The sequence below is a fragment of the Rothia sp. (in: high G+C Gram-positive bacteria) genome (assembly GCF_030540545.1).
Classification (GTDB): domain Bacteria; phylum Actinomycetota; class Actinomycetes; order Actinomycetales; family Micrococcaceae; genus Rothia.
The window spans coordinates 145862-170429 of record NZ_JAUNVZ010000001.1 but is presented as its reverse complement, the minus strand read 5'-3'; the positions used below and the strand labels follow the sequence as shown (position 1 = coordinate 170429).

20 protein-coding genes and 1 pseudogene are annotated in these 24568 nt (G+C 56.5%); 8 read left to right on the top strand and 13 right to left on the bottom strand.

Features of this window, described 5'->3' with window-relative positions:
- The first annotated feature begins 16 nt into the window (after nt 1-16).
- A complete protein-coding gene (locus Q4P78_RS00790; RefSeq protein ID WP_303338403.1) occupies nt 17-202 on the top strand; it encodes a hypothetical protein in 186 nt (61 codons plus the stop codon).
- 160 nt (nt 203-362) lie between these two features.
- Here Q4P78_RS00790 and folE read toward each other — a convergent pair whose 3' ends face one another.
- From folE to ppa, 6 genes and pseudogenes are all read right to left on the bottom strand, one after another.
- Nucleotides 363-941: a GTP cyclohydrolase I FolE gene (folE, locus tag Q4P78_RS00785; RefSeq protein ID WP_303338402.1), complete on the bottom strand. Its 579-nt coding sequence runs from the start codon at nt 939-941 to the stop codon at nt 363-365.
- Nucleotides 928-3114 carry an ATP-dependent zinc metalloprotease FtsH gene (gene ftsH / locus Q4P78_RS00780; RefSeq protein ID WP_303338401.1) on the bottom strand — a complete coding sequence of 729 codons (2187 nt, stop codon included), beginning with the start codon at nt 3112-3114 and terminating at the stop codon, nt 928-930. Before ftsH ends, folE begins: the two co-directional genes overlap by 14 nt.
- A gap of 220 nt (nt 3115-3334) precedes the next feature.
- A complete protein-coding gene (gene hpt, locus Q4P78_RS00775) occupies nt 3335-3886 on the bottom strand; it encodes a hypoxanthine phosphoribosyltransferase (protein WP_303338400.1) in 552 nt (183 codons plus the stop codon).
- A gap of 202 nt (nt 3887-4088) precedes the next feature.
- On the bottom strand, nt 4089-5258 hold the full coding sequence (tilS, locus tag Q4P78_RS00770) for a tRNA lysidine(34) synthetase TilS (RefSeq protein ID WP_303338399.1): 1170 nt from the start codon (nt 5256-5258) through the stop codon (nt 4089-4091).
- A 2-nt stretch (nt 5259-5260) separates the two neighbouring features.
- Nucleotides 5261-6388, bottom strand: a complete 1128-nt coding sequence (locus Q4P78_RS00765; protein ID WP_303338398.1) for a zinc-dependent metalloprotease — start codon at nt 6386-6388, stop codon at nt 5261-5263.
- Between the two features lie 274 nt (nt 6389-6662).
- Nucleotides 6663-7157 (bottom strand): annotated as a pseudogene (gene ppa, locus Q4P78_RS00760) (inorganic diphosphatase); the annotation flags it as partial.
- Nucleotides 7158-7243: 86 nt separating this feature from the next.
- Here ppa and Q4P78_RS00755 point away from each other — a divergent pair.
- From Q4P78_RS00755 to Q4P78_RS00740, 4 genes are all read left to right on the top strand, one after another.
- Complete coding sequence (locus Q4P78_RS00755) at nt 7244-8665, top strand: D-alanyl-D-alanine carboxypeptidase (RefSeq protein ID WP_303338397.1); 1422 nt, start codon at nt 7244-7246, stop codon at nt 8663-8665.
- A gap of 89 nt (nt 8666-8754) precedes the next feature.
- Entirely contained in the window at nt 8755-11379 is a 2625-nt protein-coding gene (locus Q4P78_RS00750) for a DEAD/DEAH box helicase (RefSeq protein WP_303338396.1), read from the top strand.
- 174 nt (nt 11380-11553) lie between these two features.
- Nucleotides 11554-12192 (top strand): recombinase RecJ, encoded by a 639-nt coding sequence (locus tag Q4P78_RS00745; RefSeq protein ID WP_303338395.1) that lies wholly within the window; start codon nt 11554-11556, stop codon nt 12190-12192.
- Nucleotides 12193-12638: 446 nt separating this feature from the next.
- Complete coding sequence (locus Q4P78_RS00740; protein ID WP_303338394.1) at nt 12639-13517, top strand: hypothetical protein; 879 nt, start codon at nt 12639-12641, stop codon at nt 13515-13517.
- Between the two features lie 79 nt (nt 13518-13596).
- On the opposite strand, the gene Q4P78_RS00735 is transcribed toward Q4P78_RS00740, so the two are convergent.
- Nucleotides 13597-14388: a MarR family winged helix-turn-helix transcriptional regulator gene (locus tag Q4P78_RS00735; protein ID WP_303338393.1), complete on the bottom strand. Its 792-nt coding sequence runs from the start codon at nt 14386-14388 to the stop codon at nt 13597-13599.
- Between the two features lie 256 nt (nt 14389-14644).
- On the opposite strand from Q4P78_RS00735, the gene Q4P78_RS00730 reads away from it, so the two are divergent.
- A complete protein-coding gene (locus Q4P78_RS00730; RefSeq protein ID WP_303338392.1) occupies nt 14645-15337 on the top strand; it encodes a metal-dependent transcriptional regulator in 693 nt (230 codons plus the stop codon).
- A 65-nt stretch (nt 15338-15402) separates the two neighbouring features.
- Here the strand turns inward: Q4P78_RS00730 and Q4P78_RS00725 are convergent, their stop codons facing one another.
- The 3 genes from Q4P78_RS00725 to Q4P78_RS00715 form a co-directional block, all read right to left on the bottom strand.
- Entirely contained in the window at nt 15403-16221 is an 819-nt protein-coding gene (locus Q4P78_RS00725; RefSeq protein WP_303338568.1) for a metal ABC transporter permease, read from the bottom strand.
- Nucleotides 16222-16262: 41 nt separating this feature from the next.
- Nucleotides 16263-17093 (bottom strand): metal ABC transporter ATP-binding protein, encoded by an 831-nt coding sequence (locus Q4P78_RS00720; RefSeq protein WP_303338391.1) that lies wholly within the window; start codon nt 17091-17093, stop codon nt 16263-16265.
- A gap of 194 nt (nt 17094-17287) precedes the next feature.
- Nucleotides 17288-18199: a metal ABC transporter substrate-binding protein gene (locus tag Q4P78_RS00715; protein ID WP_303338390.1), complete on the bottom strand. Its 912-nt coding sequence runs from the start codon at nt 18197-18199 to the stop codon at nt 17288-17290.
- 388 nt (nt 18200-18587) lie between these two features.
- On the opposite strand from Q4P78_RS00715, the gene Q4P78_RS00710 reads away from it, so the two are divergent.
- Together Q4P78_RS00710 and Q4P78_RS00705 are read left to right on the top strand one after the other, a co-directional pair.
- Nucleotides 18588-19673: a 2,3-butanediol dehydrogenase gene (locus Q4P78_RS00710; RefSeq protein WP_303338389.1), complete on the top strand. Its 1086-nt coding sequence runs from the start codon at nt 18588-18590 to the stop codon at nt 19671-19673.
- A gap of 218 nt (nt 19674-19891) precedes the next feature.
- Nucleotides 19892-20695, top strand: coding sequence for an exodeoxyribonuclease III (locus tag Q4P78_RS00705; protein WP_303338388.1), 804 nt, complete (start codon nt 19892-19894; stop codon nt 20693-20695).
- A 168-nt stretch (nt 20696-20863) separates the two neighbouring features.
- Here the strand turns inward: Q4P78_RS00705 and Q4P78_RS00700 are convergent, their stop codons facing one another.
- The 3 genes from Q4P78_RS00700 to Q4P78_RS00690 all read right to left on the bottom strand — a co-directional run bounded on the left by Q4P78_RS00700 (nt 20864) and on the right by Q4P78_RS00690 (nt 24562).
- Nucleotides 20864-21850 (bottom strand): bile acid:sodium symporter family protein, encoded by a 987-nt coding sequence (locus tag Q4P78_RS00700; protein ID WP_303338387.1) that lies wholly within the window; start codon nt 21848-21850, stop codon nt 20864-20866.
- Between the two features lie 88 nt (nt 21851-21938).
- The gene (locus tag Q4P78_RS00695) at nt 21939-23297 is read right to left on the bottom strand and encodes a M48 family metallopeptidase (RefSeq protein ID WP_303338386.1); all 1359 of its coding nucleotides are present in this window, start codon (nt 23295-23297) and stop codon (nt 21939-21941) included.
- Between the two features lie 128 nt (nt 23298-23425).
- Entirely contained in the window at nt 23426-24562 is a 1137-nt protein-coding gene (locus Q4P78_RS00690) for an acetate/propionate family kinase (RefSeq protein WP_303338385.1), read from the bottom strand.
- Nucleotides 24563-24568: the final 6 nt, after the last annotated feature.

The window sequence follows — 24568 nt, the reverse complement described above, 5'->3', positions numbered from 1 at the left end:
GTTAGAGGAGATTCACGTGAATCTGAAGACCGGTGCTTGGGTTTCTTCGCTGATTGCTATTGCCAGCCTGATCGCTCTGGTGCTCATTGACGGCCCGCTGCGTTGGGTAACTTTTGGTAGCGCTCTGATTTGTGCTGCTACCGGTGTTGCACTGGTATGTGCAATTGCTTTTGGTTGGGATACCGAAGAGTCCGCTCACTAACAGAGCCTTTTCGCTCACCGCAGCCCCCGGCTTCGAACACACCGGGGGCTGCGGTTTTTATATGCTCTGTATCTGATGCGCGAAAAGCCCAGTTATGCACGTTTAGCCCATTAATACCTGGGCTAAACGTGCTTAACTGGGCTTTTCTACGCGGAGGTTCCTAGTGCTTGGAGAGGATCAGGCTCATTGCCTCGGCGCGGGTTGCCGGGTTCATCAGCTGACCGCGCACAGCGCTCGTGACGGTCTTAGCGCCGGGCTTACGCACACCGCGCATGGACATGCACATGTGCTCAGCCTCAATCACCACAATCGCACCGCGCGGGGACAGATGCTCTTCCAGAGCCTCAACCACCTGAGTGGTCAGGCGCTCCTGAACCTGCGGGCGACGCGCGAAGAGATCAACCACGCGAGCCAGTTTGCTCAAACCGGTCACCTTACCATCCGGGCCCGGGATATAGCCAACATGGGCAACACCGTGGAACGGCACCAGGTGATGCTCACAGGTGGAATAGAACGGAATGTCCTTCACCAGCACCAGCTCAGAATGCTCAATGTCGAAAGTCGTACCCAAAACATCCGCCGGATCCATATGCAGACCCGAGAAGAACTCCGCATAAGCACGCGCAACACGCGCCGGGGTATCTACCAAACCATCACGATCCGGGTCCTCGCCAATAGCCAGCAGAATCTCACGTACCGCCGCAGCAATACGCGGCTGATCCACCTTATGCTCGGTCATTATTCTCTCCATTCTGGTACGGTGCGCCGGACTCGGGCATGACCACGGTCGACTCATCCTCAGAGCCTACCGCCGCGGGAGCAGCCGGAGGCACCTGTGCCGGGCGGGCGGGCGCAATCGGCTGAACCGGCTGCACACCGTAGGGCTGGCTGGGCTGTACGGGCTGCGTGGCGGTCGCGGGAGCCTGCTCCGCAGGGGCATCAGCTTCACGCTCAGCGGCCAGCTCGCTGGGAGCCTTCACCGGAGGAATATTGGTCACCTCGCGGGTCTTCTTCGAGTACCAGTGAGAACGCTCGGGGCGCTTACGCACATCCTTGAAAATCTCAGCGATCTCGTTCTCCAGCAGAGTCTCACGCTCCAGCAGGGCGTACGCCAGGCGGTCGAGCACATCGCGGTTCTCTACCAGAATCTCATAGGCCTCATCGTGAGCCTGCTCCAGCAGAGCGCGCACCTCGGTATCAACCGTGAAAGCGGTCTCATCGGAGTAGCTGCGGGAAGAACCTGCGCTACCGCCACCCAGGAAGGGCTCGGTGTCATCGCCGGAGAGCTTAACGGAACCAATCGCGGCGCTCATGCCGTAATCGGTGACCATCTTACGCGCGGTATCGGTCGCCTTCTGAATATCGTTAGCTGCACCGGTGGAGGGGTCGTGGAAGACAATCTCCTCGGCGGCGCGACCACCCATCGCGTAAGCCATCTGATCCAGCAGCTCATTGCGGGTGGTGGAGTACTTATCGTCCTTGGGCATAACCATGGTGTAACCCAGGGCGCGACCGCGCGGCAGAATCGTAATCTTAGTAACCGGGGAGGAGTTGCGCAGAGCCGCAGCGACCAGGGCGTGACCACCCTCGTGGTATGCGGTGACCTTACGCTCATGCTCGCTCATAATGCGCGAGGACAGCTGAGGACCTGCCATGACACGGTCAATTGCCTCGTCAATGGCGCGGTCGTCAATCACATTGCCGTTATCGCGGGCGGTTAGCAGAGCCGCCTCGTTCATAACGTTTGCCAAATCGGCGCCGGTAAAGCCGGGGGTGCGCTTAGCAACCTGACCCAGGTCCACCTGCTGAGCAATCGGTTTGCCCGCTGCGTGCACTTCCAGAATGCGCGCGCGGCCCTTCATATCGGGCGCCTCCACACCAATCTGGCGGTCGAAACGACCGGGGCGCAGCAGCGCGGGATCGAGCACATCGGGGCGGTTAGTTGCTGCAATAACGATCACGGAGGAGTTACCCTCAAAGCCGTCCATTTCAACCAGCATCTGGTTCAGGGTCTGCTCGCGTTCGTCATTGCCGCCACCCATGCCAACACCGCGGCGGCGACCGACAGCGTCGATCTCGTCGACGAAGATAATGGCGGCGGGGTTGCTGCGTGCTTCCTTAAAGAGGTCGCGCACGCGGGATGCACCCACACCCACGAACATCTCCACGAAATCGGAGCCGGAGATGGAGTAGAAGGGCACGCCAGCCTCGCCCGCAACAGCCTTTGCCAGCAGGGTCTTACCGGTACCGGGAGGGCCGTAGAGCAGCACCCCCTTGGGGATCTTAGCGCCCAGGCGGGTGAACTTTTCGGGTTCGGAGAGGAATTCCTTGACTTCCTGCAGCTCGGCTACGGCTTCGTCAGCGCCGGCAACATCGCTGAATCGAACCGAGGGGGTGTCCTTGTCGAACTTCTTCGCGCGAGAACGCGAGAAGGACATGACGCCGCCACCGCCCGAGCGGCTCATCATGAACCAGAAGAGAGCGGCGAAGAGCAGCAGGGGTAGCAGCATAGAGACCATGGAGGCGAAGAAGTTGCTCTCCACCGGCTGGTCGGTGTAGCTTTCCAGCTTGGCATCGCTCATGGCGTGGGCGACGTCCTCAGCGCGCGGGGTGGAGTAGTAGAACTTCAGGTTCTTACCCATGTCCTTGGAACCCTGCTTATAGGATTCCTTCAGGTTCAGCTCCACGCGGTGGTCACCGTCGTAGATTTTCGCGCTGACAACCTGGTTATCCTTCAGCAGCTGCAAACCGACATTTGTATCCACCTGCTGGCGGGACTGACCCATTGACGAGAACACGAAAATACCCAGAGCGACCAGGGCAATCAGAATAGCGCCCAGCCACTTTGAGTTAATAATCTTGCCCCACAGGCTATCACTGCCCGGCTTGGGGGGTGTAGGTTTCGTTGCCACTATTAGTCCTCCATGAGCGGGGCAGTGCCCGCAAAATCACGCTCTGCCCGGCATGACCCGGCAGAGAATAGAAAGAATCACCTTAAATGTACCCGAGGAGCCCGGATTCGGTCATAAGAAACGGCGATATTTCGCCCTGCGGTTAACGGCTTTTAATGCTGAACGCCCCGCGTGAACCGGATAAACCGGCACGCGAGGCGTCCGCCCTAAAATCTAATCTTTAGGAGTACACGTGCGGGTGCAGGGTCGCGATGCAATCCAGGTTGCGGTACTTCTCAGCGAAGTCCAGGCCGTAACCCACCACGAACTCGGGGTCAATATCCCAACCGATGTACTTCACGTCAATATCGGTCTTGACCACGGCGGGCTTGCGCAGCAGAGCGCAAATCTCAACCGATGCTGCACCACGAGATGCCAGGTTCTGCTTGAGCCATGCCAGGGTCAGACCGGAGTCAATAATGTCCTCAACGATCAGCACATCGCGACCGGTCAAATCGGTGTCCAGGTCCTTGAGGATACGCACCACGCCGGAGGACTTGGTGCCGGAGCCGTAGGAGGACACAGCCATCCAGTCCATGGTGTAGTGGTTCTTCAGCGCACGGGAGAGGTCAGCAACCACCATGATCGCACCCTTGAGCACGCCCACCAGCAGCACGTCCTTGCCCTCGTAGTCGGCGTCAATCTGAGCTGCCAGCTCATCAATCTTTGCCTGGATTTCTTCCTTGGTGAAGAGGACGTTCTTCAGATCGTCCTGTACATCTTTTGCCTGCACAACAAGTACTTTCTTCTCTCGAGGGACGGCGTAACTCCCCGCGCGTGCGGGAAGAGTGCTGCCGACCGTGACCGCGCTTCATGCCGCGCGGTACGTCTTTGCATTATCTGTACCTTAAGTATGACTTAATTCCGCTGTGCAAGCATCCCCGCAAGCGCCCCAGAGCCGAATAAAATATGTGACTTTTACCCGGCGGATGCTATCACGAGCCGGCAGCTGCACGAGTGGAGAGCAAAATCAGCAGATCGGCGCGCCTATTTTGCTCACCGGCACCGGCTACCGGCACACGGCGACGGCGGTAGGCACTCACCTTACCGGGCATCTGCACCGGGCCTGCAATTGAGTGCTCGGAGGCGAAATCCTCCAGAGCGCGCAGACGCTCAAAATTCACTGAAACGCCCTCTGCAGCCGCCACCGCCAGTGCCAATACGCGGCTGCGCAGGGCACGGGGTAGCTCCATGAGCGCCACACGATCTAGGGCGCAGAAGCTAGTAGCGGGTTGCAGAGATGCAATAGAGAAATCCTGCGGGTCAACCGGCACTCGCTGAACCGCCTCAAAAGCCAGCTGAGCCTGCTGACTCAAATACTCGCTATCGGCGCCCACAATCGTGGCGGTTTGAGCCAGGGCGCGCATAATATCCCCACCCAAATGCTCCTGCAAAAAGGGCAGAATCTCATGGCGTACCCGCGAGCGCATAAGGCTTGTATCGGCGTTGGTTGGGTCGATCCAGGGCGTCAGGGCCTCGGCGGCACAAATATCCTCTATCTCATCCCGGCTCATATCCAGCAGGGGGCGCAGATAGGTTACACCCTGTTCCTCTTTATGAGTAGGCATGCCGGCAAGGGATCGGGTGCCCGAGCCGCGAGAGAGACCCAGCAGTACGGTTTCCGCTTGGTCATTGCGGGTATGGCCGAGCAGAATAGCGTGAGCGCCAAGCTGATGCGCCACGCGGGTAAAAACTTCATAGCGGGCGTTGCGCGCCGCCATTTCGGGTCCCAGACGGGTATCGTTCACGGTGGCGCGCTCAATCACGACCGGAGCAAGCCCCATGGATCGCAGGGTTTGAGCAGTTTCTTCGGCAACCTGCCCGCTGCCTTCCTGCAGCTGGTGGTCAACGATCACAGCGCCCACGCGCATATCGCCTCGGCGCGCAAAATGGGCTGCGATACTTGCCAATGCTAGGGAGTCGGGGCCGCCGGAGCAGGCAACTAGCAGCAGGGGCAGTTCACTCGCCTCTCGTACGCAGGCGCGACGGGTACGGCCGGTGGGCTGCACGCTGTCTTTGCCGAAGTGCTCGGTGAGCAGGCGCGCTGTGAGCTGGCGGGCGCGTCCTACGGCGGGGTGCAGGCGGCCTTCTCGTGCTTCTTGCATTGTTAGTCTTTCTTCTGCTCTGCCGGGTTGAGTGCTGCGCTGGATTCGCTAGCTTTGCTCTCGAGCACGCGCGCGATCCAGGCGTCGGGGTCGTGAATTTCTGCCTCGCTGGGTAGGTTTTCTGCGCGTTCCCAAACGCGGTTGAATTCCTCCATGCCTCGCTGGTCCACGATATGCTGTACGAATTTCTGACCGTTTTTATATTGTGCGAGTTTCTTTTCCATGCCCAGTAGCTTATTGAGGGCTCGGCGCACAATTTTCTGAATGCTGCTGCGGCGGTCAAAGCGCTGGCGAATGGTTTTTACGCTGGGAACAATGGAGGCGTCAATGGCGTCCATGACCACATTGGCGTGGCCTTCCAACAGGCTCATGACGGCGTTGAGTTCGGCGCCGATCCGGCGAATTTCCTCGGTGGGCTGGGCGATAGAAGAGTCACTCTCACTATCGGAGTTCAAGCTGCGACCGAGACCTCCGAGTTTAGATACCTCAATATTGGCTGCGGTGTGCTCACCCATGTGAGAAATCAGGCTCAGAAAATGCTCACGTAGCCAGGGCGCGGCGGCAAATTGCACGCGGTGGGTTTGCTCGTGCAGGCACACCCACAGGTAGAAGTCTTCGGGCTCTAAATTGAGCTCTTTTTCCAGGCTCACAATATTGGGAGCGACCAACATGAGGCGCCCGCCGGCAGGCCCGTACCCCGCCAGTGCAGCATAGGGGTCGTATTGTCCCAGCACTGCGGTGGAAAGATATGAGAGCACCGCACCAATTTCAGCCGAGACGATACTGGATGCCAGGGGGATGGACTTGGGATTTTTGGATTCCAGGCTGGCAAAGAGCGGCTCAATAAAGGGCGCTGCCATAATACGGAATGCTTGGGCGTTGGCTTTTGCCCAGGTGGCGCGGTCGATAACGAGCACCTGGGAGTCTCGGAGGTTGTGGGCGGCTTCAAGCCCAGTGATTGCATAGACGTGTTCTACGGAGGTCTCTGCCGCCTTGCGGATGGAGGCGATGGCTGCCTGCATTTCGCGTTCGCGGGTGCGGCGGGTAAATCGGGAGCCCGCGGGTGCGATGAGGGATACGGTGCGGGCGATTTTTTCGGGGTTAATGATGCGCTCAGCTAGGGTGCTCATAGTCTAAGTCTATGTCATGGGGCTCTTGAGGTGATGTATTCGGGGCGTATATTCCCGACCTGGGAGCTGCCGGTTATCTTCCGGAGAGCCCTAAACTTTTCCGAACTATCCTTTGGATTCCTATCTTTTACCCCTTTTTATTACCTTCCCAAGCAGTATTTCCGAAGTATTCTTCGGATTTTAGATGCGCATAATAAAGCACAAGGGCTTGGACGCTCCGTGTATGGAGTGTCCAAGCCCTTGTACTAGCGTGTATTAGCTACATGCCCAGAAATTAGTGGCCTTCAGCTGCGAAACGCTCGATAGCTTCCTGAACCATCTTCTCTGCTGCTGCCAGGTCTTCCCAGCCCTCGCCCTTAACCCACTTGTTGGGCTCCAGGTCCTTGTAGCGCTCGAAGAAGTGCTGGATCTCAGCCTTGAGCTGCTCGGGGACATCAGCCAGGGACTTGATGTGGTCGTAGCGCTTGTCAGCGGGTACGCACAGTACCTTCGCGTCGCCGCCTGCCTCGTCGGTCATGTTGAATACTGCAATGGGGCGAGCCTCAACGATCACGCCGGGGATTACGTCAACGTCGAGCATGACCATTGCGTCCAGCGGGTCGCCGTCTTCGCCCAGGGTGTTCTCGAAGTAGCCGTATGCGGTGGGGTACTGCATGGAGGTGAACAGCACGCGGTCCAGGCGCAGGCGGCCGGTCTCGTGGTCTACCTCGTACTTAACGCGGGAACCTGCGGGGATTTCAATGGTGACGTCCAGTTCCATGGGAACCTCTTTCTTACTTGGGGGCGCGTTTTGCGCCGTTTCTTGATTATTGTAGCGTGTTTAGTCTGGCGGTGAGCTCGGGCTATGCTTTAAGAATGCGTTTTTCCTCCCCCTCACTCTCGCGCCGTACTTTTTTGTTCTCCGCACCCCTGGCTTTGGCGGCGTGCGCTTCTTCTCCGGCACCGCAGCCGGAGGCAACCCCGAGCGTGAGCGCTTCCCCGTCGCCTTCTTCTGTGCAGGAGCTGTATCCTGCGTTGAAGAGCTCCTTGAACGAGACCTTGGCGCTTATGCCTAAGGATCGTTCTGTGCTGGTGCTCAGTGAGGGTGGGGACGAAATCTACGGGCTGAGCAAGAATCAGGCATTTGCTCCCGCCTCGGTCATGAAGGTTCTGACTCTGCTGGCGCTAAGCCATTCCCCTCTGTATTCTTCGACCTTGAAGACGTCCCTGCGCTATACGGATCGTGCGCTCTATATGGTGGCGGGTGGCGATTCTCTACTCTCTCCCGGCGAGTCCAATCCTCAGGCGGTTAATGGTCGTGCGGGTGTGCAGACTCTTGCTGCTGCGGCGTGCCGCAAGTTGAAGGCTGCGCAGGCTCCTGCGGGTGAATACACTCTGCATCTGGATGTCTCGCTTTTTAGCGGCGCGAACCTAAATCCCGGGTGGGAGGAGGGGGATATTGCCTCGGGTCAGATCTGCGCGCTATATCCTGTGGCGTTTAATTCCCATCGTGTGCCCGGTGGGGAGGAGAGTGAGCGCCCGGAAAATGCCGCTCAGGTGGTTTATGATCGCGTATTGGCTGTGCTCAATGAACAGGGTAAAGAGAACGGATATTCCTTTAAAGCCGCCGGGGCAGCCACCACTCCCGAAAACGCTCAGCTACTGGCATCAGTAGAATCTGCCCCCGTCTCCGAGCAGGCTCAGCTGATGATGCTCAGCTCCGATAATGCCCTGGCGGAAGTGCTCGCTCGCTGTGCAGCTCGACAGGCTATCGGCGAGGGTAGTGCCGAGGCAGCTCAGCGTTGGGTTCGTGACGAACTGACCCGCCTGTCTATCCCCCTGACCGGTCTAATTCAGGCGGATGTGTGCGGTCTTGCGCCCGCCGATCGCCTCAGTGCCGTAACCACTGCAGCGGTTCTGCGCGCTCTGCTCAATCACCCGGAACAGAAGATCGCTGAGTCCATGCCGGCTTTCTTCCCTCTGGCGGGTGTGTCGGGCACTCTTCTTGATCGTTTTGACAGTGCCGAGAGCCGCGGGGCTCGCTCGCAGGTGTGGGCGAAAACGGGCACTTTATATAGTGCGGCGTCGTTGGCGGGGTGGGCTGTGACTCCCGAGGGTCAGCGCCGTGTTTTCGTGATTTTCTGTAATTTCCCGGCGGATTATGACACTCTGGTGACGGTTCGCGGTCTTGAGGATCAGTGCGCGGCGCTTATTGCCGGTCGTGCGCCGAATTCGGCCAAAGAGCCCGTTGTCGCGGCGTCTGCTACTGCAAGTGAGCCGGCGAGCCCGAGCGCCTAGGGCGTTTCTGCTCAGCCCGTCTAAAGGCAAGTTTTCGAAGAGTACCTGCACGTACATTAAAGAGCTTCTTTCTGGGGCATACTGTGTATATGGATTCTCTTGCTGTACCTTATTTTTCGGTCACTGCCCTACTGAATACGAATGTGTGCGAGGCTGAGCTTTGGTTGGGTGCGCGCAGCGTGCCCAACTGGCGTGAGCACATTCTCTCTAGTATGGATAGCGGCATCTTTTCGGCTCTCGCGGCGGGAGATTATCACCTGAAGGTGCAGCAGGAGTCGGGTGAGTCTGCGGTTCAGGCGCTGATTCGCGGCGGTGTCTGGAGTGTTCTTTTAAGCGAGCACACACCCGTCGCAAACATAACAGGTATTCTTTTAAGCTATATTCCAGGAGAAGAAAACGCACAGAGCACCGAGGGAAGTGAATATATTTCCATCTCGGCGCCCCAAGCACTGGCTGCCTCCTATCTGCAGCGTTTAGAATCCATTGAGCAGCTACAGGCGAGCGAACCGGAGAATATCCGCGCGCTCCTAAGCCTGCCTCAGCTAATAACCTGCCGCCAGTGCCCCGCCTGCGAAATGCTCTACGGCACCACCGAGCTACCCCAGGCTGAAGAAATCACCGGTGAAGAGGAAGATTCCGAGATTGTGCTCGAACTGGGCGAGTCTATCCCGGTACCGCCTCCGACTCCGGAAGAGGACGAAGATAAACTTGCTGCCCTGGAGCAGCGCACCCACCTGCTGGAGAGCCTAAAAACCCTGCAAACAGCCTGGCAGAATGAGCATCACTACCCCACTAGCGTGGAGTATGCGCACGCCATGAACCTTGCTGCGGTGGATTATCATCGCCGCGAGCGCGCCCAATTTTGGCGTGATCATTTTTATCGTCTCTCCCATGAGCCCGCCGTTTGGGAGGGTTCGCGCGACACCCTGATTTTTGATTCTGTGACCGTGGAGCAGGATTGGCATCTGCCCAAGCCCAGGGCTCGCAAGCCCGCGCGTATCCTGGCGATTACCGCGCGTATGGGTGAATCCAGCACTCTTAAGGCGGCTGATAACGGTCTATATATGCTCTACCCTGCCGTCAGTGCGCCGGAGCATGTCACCTCGCAGCTTTTTAAAGACGCCACCTATTATTCGCATAATAATCCGGATATTCCCGCACCTCGTCAGGTGCTCTCGGTGGGCATTCCGGAGGGCACTCTACTTGAGGTTCATCAGCATCAGGACGGTTCCGGCAGGGTGGATATCCTGCTGGAAGAAAAGGGCGTGACCGGCTTGGCGCCCGAGGAGCAGCATCAGCAGCTGCCCATTGCGCTCACTCCCCCTATTCCTATTGCTACGAAGTCTTTGGAAGAGGCGATTTTAGAGACCGCAACGCAGAGCGCTTTGGCGTTCCCCTCTGCGCTGCCGGGTGCCGCTCAGGATATTGTGCGCCGTGAGCCTCCGCGCCTTCGCGGCGGCGCTTCCCTACCCTCGGTAGAGGACTTTAGCGATGCCGAGCTACCCGCGGTTGAGGCTCTCTACGCTGCGGTGAAGAACCTTGATTCTTCCTATGTGGCGGTGCAGGGCCCACCCGGTTCGGGTAAGACTTTTGTGGGTTCTCATGTGATTGCGCGCCTGGTTGCTCAGGGCTGGAAGATCGGTATTGTGGCGCAGTCTCATGCGGTGGTAGAGAATATGCTCTCTGCCTGTTTGGAGCGCGGTGTGCCACCCGAGCAGGCGGCGCGTGGTCGCGGTAAATCGCAGACTCCGAATTTCCTCTGGCGGGAGGTGAGCGATACTCAACTTCAGGAGTGTCTTAACGCTCCTGAGGGTTTTGTATTTGCCGGTACCGCCTGGGATTTTAGTTCCGAGAAGCGCTTTGCGCAGCAGAGCCTGGATCTTCTGGTGATTGATGAGGCGGGCCAGTATGCCCTGGCGAATACTCTGGCAGTGGCGCGTGCATGCCGTTCCATGTTGCTGCTGGGTGATCCTCAGCAGCTGCCTCAGGTGTCGACCGCAAGCCACGATATTCCGGTCAATGAGTCGGCTCTGGGTTGGCTCTCGGATGGTAATCCGGTGCTTGATCCCGCCTATGGTTATTTTTTGGGTGTGTCCTGGCGTATGCACCCGGCGCTCTGCGCGAGTGTGTCTCGTCTGTCGTATGAGGGTCGTTTGCTTTCTGCTCCCGCGGCGGCTGAGCGTGCCCTGTCTCTGCCTTCGGGTGGGGCTGTTGAACCGGGTTTGAATATTGTGCGTCTGGATCATGAGCACGCTTCGGTGCGTAATGCCCTGGAGGCTGAGCGCATTGTTGAGTTGGCATCCGGGTATATTGGTTCGTCATGGACTGAAAAGGGCGTCACGCGTGAGCTTGAACCTGAGGATATTGTGGTGGTCGCCGCCTATGGAGCCCAGGTAGAACAGATTCGTTCAGCTCTAATTCAGGCGAATCTGCTCACTGATGATGGCCAGGGTGTTCGTGTGGGTACGGTGGATAAGTTCCAGGGGCAGGAGGCTCCCATAACTCTGGTGTCTTTGGCGGCGTCTAATGCGCAGCTTGCCGGTCGTAGTGCGAGTTTTTTGCTCTCGCCCAATCGTTTGAATGTGGCTATTTCTCGCGGCCAGTGGCGCACGGATGTGGTGTGTGGCTCCTCTGTGGAGCGCTGTGTGCCGCAGAGTGTCCAGGAGGTGCGTGCTCTGGGTGGTTTTGTGGGTTTGGGTCTGGATTCCATCTAGGGTTCGATTCACCCTCGTGAGGTGCATTTTTATACATTGTTTAGTTTTGTGACTGTATGATACAGGGTTATATCTGCCACATTTACGCGTGCTTTGCGCGCGAATAGTGATTTTTATGCGCGTACACTTTTGAAGTTATGCCGTAGCTTGAAAGTTTTAGGGCATAATAGGAACGTGTTCGTTCTAACCTTTATCCAACGTTCGTCGTCGGGTTCTGTGGAGAAGCTGCAACAGGCTCTCTCCCCCTTGAACCCGCGCGTACCTTTTACGCAGACGTACCCCGATGAGCTTCAGGGTGCTTTTGAATCTGCCTCTGATGCGGTTCATGCCGCTCTGCTGGCTGCCCCGGACAATGGTTTCTGGGTTGGCGTGGGCGTGGGGCATCTAAATATTCCCGCCTCGGGTGATGCTCTTGATGATTTGAGTATTGCTCTGTGTGATGGTGATGCCCTGGAGTATTCGCGTCTTGCGGTGGAGCAGGCGCGTACGGGTTCCCCGGCTCGAGGTATTGCTATTTCTTCTGCTCAGCGTTTCCTTTCGGATGCTTTGAGCGGCAATATTCGTCTACTGTATCGCGTGTGTGCCGATCGTACCGAGGCGGAGCAGCGCGTAGTTGCCCCCTTGATTCCGGGTGTGCGCGGTCAGCAGAAGGCTGTGGCCCAGGCTCTGGGTATTACCACTCAGGCTGTTAGCCGTGCTCTGGTGCGTGCTCGATGGCATGAGGAGCAGGCTGCCCGTGTGCTGCTGGTGGACGCTCTAACCCGCCTGGATGTTCCGGTGGATAGTTTTTCTGCGGGTTCTATCGAGCTATAGATTTTAGATACGGCGGGGTTCCCTGCGTTCTTTCTCTCTCCTGTGGTGTTGAGCTTAAGGATGCATGGGGCCCCGTTTTTCTACACCCTCAATATCTACCGCGAGAGGTTGATGGGCAGATTATTTTGGATATTTCAAGCATTTTTGGTTGCGGCGCTCACATCAAAGGAGTAGAGTCAGCTATAAGAAGAGGTCATGTATATTCACGGAAACGTGAAACTTACCGGTGCATCCCGGACGAAGCACCCCGACCTAAGGAGATGATTCTCATGAATCTTCGCCATAATGTATCCGCCATGGTAGCCATGCTCATGGTCACCGCCGGCATGCTCACCCTGCCTGCAGCTCAGGCACGCTCCCACCCAGACAGAGGTGTGTGAGTGTAGGATGAACATCTGTCGCCCTATACCCACTATTCCTTAGGTAACGGACACAAAGGTCGAGCAATGAAGCGTATTATCTATTTCCTCAGCATTCTACTTATAGTATCCATCTCCGGTTGCGCAAAACCAGATAAAACAGCCCCCAAGGAGATATCTATAAAATCATACGATACAATTATCATCCCTACCGTTCAACCTGATCCACTGGCTATTAATAAATTGGTTGACTTATTCCGCACACAGGAACCTTTGCGTAAAGCTGAAGAAAAAGCAATTACCGATTGCATGCACGCCCGCGGGCATACGGAATTTAGAGCAAAGCGACTTGAAACATTTAGCATCCGTGGCCACATACTGGTTACATCACTTAGCCTTGAAAAAGCCCGCACTAGAGGCTACGCCAATCCTGAAGATCCTGAATGGGATGCATATTCTGCCCAAACAGCCCGTATGAGCAATCAGGCTCTTGAAGACTATACGGCGGGTACCCCTAAGTCAGAATATGTTACCGGATATCCCGGTGGCCCCAGCATGCCTGAGGGGACCTGCCTCCTTGAAGGGCTCAAAGCTCTCTATGGATCTGCCGAAGATGCCGTGTTTTTTGAAACAATTAAGCATACTATGCTTAATGCATATATTAACTCCTATCTTGACTCAGAAGAGTACAGTACCATGCTTAAGGAATGGAAAACCTGTATGGTAGATAATTCTCACCCCGAGCACCGGAGTCCAGATGAGGCAGAAACAAAGGATCACGATAATATCGATACAGCAATAGCAGATGCTACATGTCGCGAGAAAATAGACTATGAGGGGCGAATCAAAAAGGGACTTATTCCCTATATCTCACAATTCATTGAAGATAATCCGCACATCATTGCAAAGTACACTGAAATTAAGAAAAGAGGGGAAGGGAACATTGAGAAGGTTATGAACTCATAGACCCATTTCCTCTCATCCCTTAATCGACTATGTGTAGGGGCTGGATTACTCCAGCCCCTACACACAGGGTACATATTATTTATGCATTAAACCCACGAGTTTCAAAGCCGAAACGGCGCTTCATGCCGCGCATCGAACGACCACCACGACGGTACTCCTTCACTTCATGTCCTCGACCAAAACCTTCACGATTAACACCCTGCTCACCGCGGTGCTTAAAACCGCCACGATGACCGCGACCAAAGCCGCGTTCGAAACCGCCTCGACCAAAATCACGAGGACCAAAACCGAACTCTTCACCGCGACGAGCGCGGCTCATCCACTCTTCAAAACGCTCGTCACCCATGCGCTCACGGGCTGCGGCCTCCCACTCTTCACGAGCCTGCTGCATATCGGGAAGTTCCTGGCTCAGGCGAGCATTCAGACGATCCATCATATCGGCAAATTGCGCGCGCTCCTGTTCGGTGAGCACCTCAAAGAAATTTGGGCGCTTAGGTTCAGCTGAAGCGCTTGCGCCCATCTCACGACCGGATTCGGTCAGGTAAATCAGCTTAATACGCTTATCATTGACATCCGCTTCACGGCGAATATGACCGGCTTCTTCCAGCTTTGCCAGGCTTTCATTCAGCGAAGGAACGCGAATGCCCAACACATACGCCAGCTCGCGGGTGGGAATGCCATCCTTGAGGTTCAGGGCAGCCAAAATACGACCCTGGCCGCGGCTGGTGTCCATGCCGTTCTTGTGCTTGGCGTGGTGCTGGTGTGCACGCCATGCGTGAGCATTACGGGCAAATTCCATCACCTTGTGCATCAATTCGCGGCCGGAGAGGGTTTCTGCTGCTTCTGCAGTGTATTCTTCGGGGGTATTCATGAGATATTCTCCAAAAATCTATGGGGCGAGCCTGTGCTCGCTATGGGTGTATCTGAGCGTGCATTCCGCGGTAGATATACGGTACTGTGCAGCTCCTGACATAAATCCTACAGGAACCTGTTAAAGTTTGCAACAGGTACCAGTAGGAAATTTTTCTCTTTTGCGCTCGAACCCCGAAAACACAAGGTAAACACCCCATAAAAAAATTTTTACCAACCATTGGGCACACCCCCATACCGCCCGGTACACTTAAACCATGCCGCTCTCAGAACTCTCCGTCAGCACCCAAAACTATCTCAAAAGCATCTACGCTATCGAAGAATGGTCCGGCACACCCGCCACCGCAACCACTCTCGCGGTACATATGGGCCTGCGCATCTCCTCCGTCTCAGACGGGCTCAAACGACTAGCGGCAGCCGATCTCATTGAACACCAACCCTACGGCGGCATAGAACTCACCGCGCAGGGGCGAACCTATGCCCTGGCAATGATCCGCCGCCACCGCCTAATCGAAACCTTCCTGGTGCAAACCCTGGGATACACCTGGGACAATGTACACGACGAAGCCGAAGTGCTCGAACACGCCGTCTCCGACTTTATGATCGAGCGAATCGACAGCCTACTGGGTCACCCCACCCGCGACCCACACGGCGACCCTATCCCGGACGCCCAAGGCAATATGCACTTCCCCCAAACCGTGCCCCTGACCCAATGCACACCCGGAGACCGCGTACTGGTCGAGCGCATTGATGACGCCGACCCGCGCCTACTACGATACCTGCACGAGCACGGCATTATCCCCGGCGCCTCCCTACTCATTGAAGAAGGCGCCCCCTTCTCCGAAGCAATTAACGTACGCGTTATCCCGGCTGAGCACCAGGAGCACAGCGCGCAGGCACTACCCCTGGGTGTTGCCGCCGCCGCGTCCCTCTTTGTCTCAACACTCTAAAACGGCATGGAGCCCCGGATACACTATCCGGGGCTCCACCTATATATCTCTTATGCTCTAGCCCTCTAGGAAAGAGCAGCACTCTGCCGACGCGCACGCCAGCGCGCCAACACCCCGTAACGAGGCGCCAGAACATACACCGCCAGGAACATCAGACCCTGCACCAGCACCACAGCACCGCCGGAGGAAACATCCGCATAGTAGCTCACATACAAACCCACCACGGTACCCAGCACCGACACAGCCACCGCGATCACCAGCATAGGCACAAAACGATCCGTGAGCAGTCGAGCGGTAGAGCCCGGAATAATCAGCATGGCAACCACCAGCACCACACCCACAATCTGCAAACCCACCACCGAAGTGAGCGCCAAAATCACCAGCAAAATGCCACCGAGCAGGCGCGGGCGCAAACCAATAGCGTGCGCAAACCCGGGGTCAAAAGCATAGAGCACAAAATCACGGCGCTTCATCAGCAACACGGCAGCCACAATCACCGCCAAAATACCGATCTGCCAAATATCGCCCCAAGAAACGCCCAGCACATTACCAAAAAGAATATGATTCAAATCGGTATTCGTTGCCGTAACGGAAATAAGCACCAGGCCGAAGGAAAAGAGAGTTGTAAAGACAATGCCAATAGCGGCATCTTCACGCACACGCCCGCTGGAACGCACCGCGCCAATCAGCGCCACCGCGCACAGAGCCGCAATCACAGCACCCACGGCAAAAGGCAGACCAAAGATATAGGCGAGCACCACGCCCGGAACCACAGCGTGAGAAATGGCGTCGCCCATCAATGACCAGCCGAGCATAACCAACCAGCAAGAAAGCAGAGCGCACACACTCGCCGCCATGAGCGTGGCAATCAGGGCGCGCATCATAAAGGGCAGAGTAAAAGGTTCGGTCAGAAATTCAATCACTTTTACTCCCCTTCCCGGGATAGATCAGCGTTAGATAGCTCGGACTGAGAGCTCGAAGAGGTGCCCGCATCAACCTCCATACCGAAGGCACGCATAAGGTTCTGCGGCTGCAACACACGATCGGGGGTGTCCTGCATGAGCACAGTTTTACGCAGCAGCACCGCATCATCGGCAAAGGTACGCAAAGACGCCAAATCATGAGTAGAAATCAGCACCGAAGCACCCTCATCGCGCAACTGCTGCAGCACCTCAACCAGCATAGATTCACTGCGCTTATCCACGCCCGCAAAGGGCTCATCCAGCAGCAGCAGCTGGGCGCCCTGGGCAATAGCGCGAGCCACAAACGCACGCTTACGCTGACCACCCGAGAGAGCACCAATTTGACGATGCGCCAGCTCGTGCAGCTCCACACGCTCCAGGGCATGCTGCACTGCCAGTTTATCGGCGGGGCGCAAACGGCGAGTCAGACCCAGGTTACGGTAGCGACCCATAGCCACCACTTCACCCACGGAAACAGGGAAAGACCAGTCAATATCTTCACTCTGCGGCACATAGCTGACCGTTCCCGCCTTACGGGCCAGGGCGGGCGCTCGATTATCAATCAGCACGCTACCACTCTGTGCGTGATGAACCCCCATAATTGCCTTAAAAAGGGTGGATTTACCCGAGCCATTCATACCAATCAGACCGCAAATAGAGCCTTGACGCACACTCAGGCTGGCATTGTGCAGCGCCTGCACGCTACCGTAATTCACGCTCACATTCTGCACCTGCAGAATGGGGGAATTCTGCTCCCCCGCGCTCTGGGCAGAGGAGAAAATATTCTTGACCATAGCTTATATTTCTAGAAAATAATCTGACACTACGAGAGTATCCCAGCTCCTACCGGAGTGCACCCAAGGTAATACTCTGATACGCCGCATAGCGCCCTTGGACGGATGAATACCGACCCTCCCGCGCCTCGAAGCCGTGAAAGGGCAGCGGGAGAATCGGTATTCACGTATCTATCAACCCGCGGGCTGAGATCTTAGGACTTACCGGTCAGACCCTTGACGATGGTATGAGCATCGTGGCGGATCATATCCAGGTAGGTCGGCACGGGGCCATTAGCATCCGAGAGGGAATCCACATAGAGCACGCCGCCAAAACGGGCACCGGTGGCATCTACCACCTGCTGCATGGGTGCATCGGTCACGGTGGATTCGCAGAAGACCGCCGGAACCTGAGATTCCTTCACAAAACTAATCACGGAGGAAATCTGCGAGGGGGTTGCCTGCTGCTCGGAGTTAACGGCCCAAATGTACTTTTCCTTCATACCGGCATCCTGTGCCAGATAGGAGAAGGCGCCTTCACAGGTCACCAGGGCGCGCTGAGACTCCGGTAGGGTGCCCAGTTCCTTGACCATATCGTCCTTGACCTGCTGCAGCTTCTGCTTATAGCTCTCGGCGTTCTTCTTGAAGTCATCGGCGTGCGCGGGGTCCAGGGCAGAGAATTCGGTGACCATATTGTCCACGTACTTCTGCACATTGCTCGGACTCATCCAGGCGTGAGGATTGGGCTTACCCGCGTAGGCGTCTTCGGTAATATTAATGACCTTCACCCCATTGCTCACGGTAGCGTGCTTAGCGTCGGAGTCCTTGACAAACTTCTCGAACCAGCTTTCCAGATTCAGGCCGTTATCCAGGATCAGATCGGCCTTAGCTGCCTTTTTAATATCGCTGGGGGTGGGCTCATATTCGTGGATTTCCGCGCCGGGTTTGGTCAGCGACTCCACGTTTAGGTGATCGCCGGCAACATTCTGCGCAATATCGGCGAGCACGGTGAAGGTGGTCAGCACGGTTTTCTTCTGACCCTCTGCCTTGGGGGCAGCGGAGCATGCAGCCAGTACCAGAGCCAGGATGCTCAACAGGATGGCTGCCAGAGGGAATTTTCTCTTCATTGGTCTCTCCCATCAGTGCGTACGGTGTGTGAGTGTCGATAAAGTCCATTACACTCTTATGCGAATGGTTTTCATCTTCTACTCTCATCATAGTTCGCCTAGCCGAACTTTTCAACTACGGTAGATCTAATCCTCTTATGCCCGTGCACGGGGCATACTAAAGGTCAGTACTACACTGAATAATTTTTCAAGTATCTGTGAAAATTTCATGCCTGTATATGAGAACAGCTATCTACTAACGTCATAATGACGTCAATATGACGAATTATTCACTCAAAATATAGCATCTGATGACATTTGAGATTCAAGAGAGTAGGGTGAGGTTAAGGAGCCAACCGACTCCCGTCCCCAACCCGCAGCATATACGCTGTGCACTAAGGAGCAGAGCATGAAGGCAGCTCGTTTCTACGACCGCAACGATATACGTATTGAAGACATCCCCACCCCCGAGGTTGCACCAGGTGAAGTCCTCATTCAGGTTGCCTGGTGCGGCATTTGCGGCACCGACCTGCACGAATACCTGGACGGACCAATCTTCTGTCCCTCCCACGGTCACCCCCACCCCCTCTCCGGCGAAGACGCCCCCGTTACCCTCGGCCACGAATTCTCCGGTACCGTCAGTGCCCTGGGTGAAGGCGTCACTGACCTGGAAGTCGGCGATCACGTAATCGTTGAGCCCTATATTGTTGACGATAGTGTGGACGTGGGCCCTGAATCCAAGACCTACCACCTGTCTAAGGATATGAACTTTATTGGTCTTGCCGGTCGCGGCGGTGGCCTGTCGGAAACCATTAGCGTCAAGCGTCGCTGGGTGCATAAAATTTCCAAGAATATCCCCCTGGACCAGGCGGCGCTCATTGAGCCCCTGACCGTAGCGGTTCACGCCGTGGAGCGCGCGGGCGAACTGACAGAAGGTCAGTACGCACTGGTTACCGGCGCCGGCCCGATCGGTCTGCTCACCGCCGCGGTGCTGAAGGCAAAGGGCCTGAAGGTCATTATTTCTGAACTCTCGTCCCTGCGCCGCGCCAAGGCTATCGATGCGGGAGTTGCCGATTATGCATTCTCCCCCGCCGAGAGTGATGTTCTTGCCGAAATTCAGCGCCTGACCGACGGTCGCGGTGCCGATACCGCCTTTGAATGCACCTCGGTTCAGCCGGCATTGGATCTGATTCTGGACGCCGTTAAGCCCACCGCGCGCATTGTGATTGTCTCCATTTGGGGTCATCCAGCACAGCTGAATATGCAGAAGATTGTGCTCAAGGAACTGGATATCCGCGGCACCATTGCCTATGTGAATAACCACCCCGAGAGCATTGCTCTGGTGGAGTCCGGCAAGATCAATCTTGAGCCGTTTATTACCGGCAAGATCTTCATTGACGACCTGGTCGATAAGGGTTTTGACACTCTCATCAACCATAACGAGACCGCCGTGAAGATTCTGGTGACCACTCACCGGGATCTACTGGATTCCTAGAATCCGCACGGGTATAGGCTGCATCGGGGTTCTTTCTACGTTCTGAATCCCGGTGCACAGGACATATTCCGTTTCTCTAATCGCGGAGTATGTCCTGTGATCAGACCGCGACGGTGGGGTCTGCTCATTCAAGGGCACCGAGTTTTACACCCCAAACTCGGTGCCCTTACTCTTTCCCGTAACTCGCCGGGTCGTGTTGGTGGGGTAAGCTAGAGAGCATGAAAATCGCGACCTGGAATATTAACTCAATTCGTGCCCGCGCCGACCGTCTGGAAGAGTGGCTGGAAACCCACGAACCGGATGTACTGGCGCTGCAGGAGACGAAAACCAAGGATGATTCGTTCCCCTGGGATGTTTTTGAATTCATGGGCTACGATGTGGCGCACTTTGGTCTAAACCAGTGGAATGGCGTGGCTATTGCCTCCCGCGTGGGTCTTGAGGATGTTCAGCGTGCTTTTCCCTCCCAGCCTGCCTTTGGTAAGCCCGGTGAGCCGGAGGTAGTGGAGGCGCGCGCTATTGGCGCTACCTGCAATGGCGTGCGTATCTGGAGCCTGTACGTTCCTAATGGCCGCGGCCTGGATGACCCCCATATGGACTATAAGATGCGCTGGATGCAGCAGCTGCGCACTAGTGTTGAGTCCTGGCTGGCCGATGATCCGAATCTGCAGCTGGCCCTGGTGGGTGATTGGAATGTGGCGCCTTTGGATAGCGATGTGTGGGATATTGATTTCTTCCGTGAGAATCAGCTGACCCATGTTTCGGCTCCTGAGCGTGCGGCGTTCCAGGCAATGCTGGATGCGGGTCTGAGCGATGTGGTACGCGATCTACTGCCGGGCACTGAGGGCTATACCTATTGGGATTATCAGGCGGGTCGCCTGAGCAAGAATGAAGGTATGCGTATTGACTTCCAGCTCTACTCGCAGGCTTTGGCGGCTCGCGTAAAGTCTGCGACTGTGGATACCGAGGAGCGCGCGGGTGAGGGCACGAGCGACCACGCTCCCCTGATTGTCGAACTCGACTAGTATAACTACTTGGCTATATAGATAAAATTGATTGGTGAGAAAATCGCTCAGTCATAGCGTAAAAAATGGCTGTTTTTACAGTATGGCATAGAGACAGGGGTGGATAGTGTAAAAAATCGCGATTTTTTACACTATCCACCCCTGTACGACTTATCGTGGAGTCAGAATCTACGCTGCCTGAGCCTCAAGCTCCTCGGGAGTAAGCGGGTCGTGCGAGAGACGCCCTGCAAGCCAAGCGCACATCATCAGCTGAATCTGATGGAAAATCATCAACGGCAGAATCAGCAGACCAATAGTTCCCGCACCGAAAATAATGGTCGCCATGGGCAGACCAGCCGCCAGGGACTTCTTCGAGCCGCAGAACATAATCGCCACACGATCGGCGCGGTTAAAGCCCAGGCGGGTGGCAATCAAGGACGTCAACCAGAGCATAAGAGCCACCAGGACGAAAGCAATCACAATCAGCAGAACCACCTGCCACCACGCGATCGAGGTCCAAATACCGGCGACCATACTTGCCGAGAACGCCGAATACACCACCATCATCACGGTCAGCTTATCGGTCCACTTAGCAACCTTGGTGCGCGCAAAGGGCCCCACCCATTTCTGCACCAGCTGACCGAGCACAAAGGGCAGGAAAATCTGCACGGCAATATCCACAAATACCTTGCCGGAAATCTGTACGTGCCCACCGTTCATGAGCAGCATTGCCAGCAGCGGGGTTGCCACCACACCCATCAGACTGGAGAGGGAGGCGCTGACAATAGCGCCGGCAACATTACCGCGCGCAATGGAGGTAAAAGCAACGGATGCCTGAATGGTGGAGGGCACCAAGGTCAGGTAAAGAATACCCGCATAGAGCCCGTCACCCACCACATATTTCAGGGGTGCCAGCAGTACACCGATCACGGGGAAGAGAATAAAAGTGAAGCTGAGGATCGTCAGGTGCAGTCGCCAATGGGTTAGACCCGCGAGCGCCTGGCGAGTGGATAGGCGCGCGCCGTAGAGGAAGAAGAGGAATGCGATAATCCAGGAGGTTGCTGTCGCAAAGATCGTGGCGAAGTCGCCCCGTGCGGGCAAAAGGATCGCCGTTAGGAGGGAGATAATAACCAGCCAGAGCATCAGGTCGATGCTTTTGAAAATTTTTGCGAGCATAGTTCTATTATCTCACTGACGCCTCGGGCATAAAAGTACCCCGGCGCACTACCGCACGCCGGGGTACTTCACTATTGATATCTATAGCCTAAGCCTGGGGAGGGATGGGGTCGCCGTAGCCTGCGGGAGGCTGCTGATTCGGCGGGAATACCGGAGCCACAGACTGTCCCGGGGCAGGCATCTGGCCGGGAGCCGGAACCGCAGAATAGGCGCGCATAAACGCCTCATGTTCAGCAGCAGAAGCACGATCCATCCAACCGGCGTACAGAGTACCCTCAATAGCCGGAGGCTGAGCGGGCTTCTCAAAAACCTGCACCGTATCCAAACTATAGGACTCCCACGCCGCACGGTTCTCGTCCATAAAGGCAATAGCCTGCTGCGGGTCGGGCATAAGCGCAGTACGCTCAGAGGGCGGAACCAACGAGGGCGCAGGACCGGGCGGGTTCACAGTCGGGCGCCAGAACAGACGACCCGGCTCATCACGATTGCGAATCGCGTGGAAACGCAGGGGCAGAATCGGGTGAGTGGCAGAAGCATTAACCAGCCACATCCAGAAACCGCCGTCATTAACAGCACGATTGGCGAACTCATCAAAGTTCACCTGAGCATTCAGGTACTTACCGCCAGCCAGCAGCTTCATACCGCCCTTAGCACCCTCGGGGCAGAAACGGTACCCGAAATTATCGGCGGTGTACTCCTGAGCACGGCACAGAGCAGCACCCAGAATCGGGATATTCAAGAAAGTATTGCTCAGCAACAGACGGAAGTAGCTGACATGACCGGCAGCAATATGACCGATCTCGTGACCAATCACAAAACGCAGGGCATCCGGGTCACGGCTGGCGCCACCGACCTCAAAAAGGTCCGAGTACAGGGCAATATAACGACGGTGGCCGTGACCGGAGGCAAAGGCATTAATAGCGCCATTACCGGAAATGACATAGGCATCGGGCATACGGCGCAGACCGGCAGCACGCGCAGCCTCAGCAATCATATAGTAAGCCTGAGGGAACTGCGTGGGCGTAATACGAATACCGCGCGCACGCTGCTGAGCGTAGAAGAAAGCACGAGCCACATAAATAATCAGGGGTGCCAACAGCAGACCCATCACGAACTGGGATACGGTACTCGAGCCGCTACTTACACCCGAATCCAGGGCACCGGAGCGATCGAAAGTACCGCGCACCAGGTGAGCGAGGAACTCAACCACCAGTACCGTCAGCGCAATATAGGAGATGATGGTGGTCGCATAGGCAACAATAAGCCAGGGCATCTCGCCCGGGTGGCGTAGAGCAGCAACCAGTCGGCGAGGCAGCAGGCTCTGGAACTCGCCACCGGTCGGTTCAGGCAAGGGGCTACGAGGCTTCTGACGGGTATCTTCCGGAAGCCAGCCCTGGGAGAGGTCATCGGGTAGGTTCCCGCCGGGCGGGAAATGGTGCTCGCTCATAGTCTCTCTTCGCTCGTGCTTTTCTTTCCACTCTACCGCACGCGGGCGCGAAAAACCGCCCATCTCCTGCATGTTTTCAGGAAACGGGCGGTTTATCGACGGTTTAGAACCTTAGAAGTGAACCGGCGTTACTTGGTTGCCAGTGCCTCGGTTGCCTCGGCGATAGCCTTCTCCTCGTTGGTGGGGATGACCAGTACCTTGACAGCGGAGTCCTCGGTGGAGATCACGCGAGGCTCGGGAGAGCGAACCATATTCTCTTCAGCGTTGTACTTAACACCCAGTGCGCCCAGGCGGTCCAGAACCAGCTTGCGGAAGTCGCCCGAGTTCTCGCCAATACCTGCGGTGAAGATGATTGCCTGTGCGCCGCCGACTGCAACATTGTAGGCACCGATGTAAGATGCTACGCGGTATGCGGTCATGTCCAGTGCCAGCTGTGCACGCTCGTCGCCTGCCTGTGCTGCCTCAACAACCTTACGCATGTCGTTGGAGCCTGCCAGTGCCAGCAGACCGGACTCCTTGTTCAGGATGGTGTCCAGACGTGCTGCGTCGATGCTCTCATCGCGCTGCAGAATGGTGGTCAGAACCGAGGGGTCGATATCGCCGGAGCGGGTACCCATAATCAGACCTGCCAGGGGGGTGTAGCCCATGGAAGTATCGATGGACTTGCCGCCCTTAACAGCGGTTGCGGATGCGCCGTTGCCCAGGTGAGCTACCACAGCGTTGAACTCGTCCACGGGGATACCCAGCAGCTCTGCGCCAACGTGGGTGACGTACTCGTGGCTGGTGCCGTGGAAGCCGTAGCGGCGGATACCGTACTGCTTGTACAGTTCCTCGGGGATTGCGTAACGCCATGCGTGCTCGGGCATGGTTGCGTGGAACGCGGTGTCGAAGACAGCAACCTGGGGCAGGTGCGGCCACTTGTGGAATGCTGCGCGGATACCCTTGACATTTGCGGGGTTGTGCAGCGGAGCCAGGGAGGAGAGCTCTTCAATGTGTGCGGTCACTGCATCGTTGAGCAGTACGGGCTGGGTGAACTCTTCGCCGCCGTGCACAACGCGGTGACCCACTGCCTCCAGCTCGCGGCCGTCCAGTACCTCTTCCAGCTTTGCTGCCATGATTTCCAGGGCTGCGTCGTGGTCGGGGATGTCGGTGCCGATGTTCTCGATCAGGCCGACGGTAAGCACCTGCTCAGCTTCGGGAGCGGCGGTGTCGCGCACCTGGTACTTCAGGGAGGAGGAACCTGCGTTCACAACAAGAATCAGCATACATAC

What these genes read in the sequence shown, in the direction of transcription:
- folE (WP_303338402.1), bottom strand. Translation starts at nt 941, where the DNA reads ATGACCGAGCATAAGGTGGATCAGCCGCGTATTGCTGCGGCGGTACGT.
- tilS (WP_303338399.1), bottom strand. Translation starts at nt 5,258, where the DNA reads ATGCAAGAAGCACGAGAAGGCCGCCTGCACCCCGCCGTAGGACGCGCC.
- Q4P78_RS00765 (WP_303338398.1), bottom strand. Translation starts at nt 6,388, where the DNA reads ATGAGCACCCTAGCTGAGCGCATCATTAACCCCGAAAAAATCGCCCGC.
- Q4P78_RS00755 (WP_303338397.1), top strand. Translation starts at nt 7,244, where the DNA reads ATGCGTTTTTCCTCCCCCTCACTCTCGCGCCGTACTTTTTTGTTCTCC.
- Q4P78_RS00750 (WP_303338396.1), top strand. Translation starts at nt 8,755, where the DNA reads ATGGATTCTCTTGCTGTACCTTATTTTTCGGTCACTGCCCTACTGAAT.
- Q4P78_RS00740 (WP_303338394.1), top strand. Translation starts at nt 12,639, where the DNA reads ATGAAGCGTATTATCTATTTCCTCAGCATTCTACTTATAGTATCCATC.
- Q4P78_RS00735 (WP_303338393.1), bottom strand. Translation starts at nt 14,388, where the DNA reads ATGAATACCCCCGAAGAATACACTGCAGAAGCAGCAGAAACCCTCTCC.
- Q4P78_RS00730 (WP_303338392.1), top strand. Translation starts at nt 14,645, where the DNA reads ATGCCGCTCTCAGAACTCTCCGTCAGCACCCAAAACTATCTCAAAAGC.
- Q4P78_RS00725 (WP_303338568.1), bottom strand. Translation starts at nt 16,221, where the DNA reads ATGATGCGCGCCCTGATTGCCACGCTCATGGCGGCGAGTGTGTGCGCT.
- Q4P78_RS00720 (WP_303338391.1), bottom strand. Translation starts at nt 17,093, where the DNA reads ATGGTCAAGAATATTTTCTCCTCTGCCCAGAGCGCGGGGGAGCAGAAT.
- Q4P78_RS00715 (WP_303338390.1), bottom strand. Translation starts at nt 18,199, where the DNA reads ATGAAGAGAAAATTCCCTCTGGCAGCCATCCTGTTGAGCATCCTGGCT.
- Q4P78_RS00710 (WP_303338389.1), top strand. Translation starts at nt 18,588, where the DNA reads ATGAAGGCAGCTCGTTTCTACGACCGCAACGATATACGTATTGAAGAC.
- Q4P78_RS00705 (WP_303338388.1), top strand. Translation starts at nt 19,892, where the DNA reads ATGAAAATCGCGACCTGGAATATTAACTCAATTCGTGCCCGCGCCGAC.
- Q4P78_RS00700 (WP_303338387.1), bottom strand. Translation starts at nt 21,850, where the DNA reads ATGCTCGCAAAAATTTTCAAAAGCATCGACCTGATGCTCTGGCTGGTT.
- Q4P78_RS00695 (WP_303338386.1), bottom strand. Translation starts at nt 23,297, where the DNA reads ATGAGCGAGCACCATTTCCCGCCCGGCGGGAACCTACCCGATGACCTC.
- Q4P78_RS00690 (WP_303338385.1), bottom strand. Translation starts at nt 24,562, where the DNA reads ATGCTGATTCTTGTTGTGAACGCAGGTTCCTCCTCCCTGAAGTACCAG.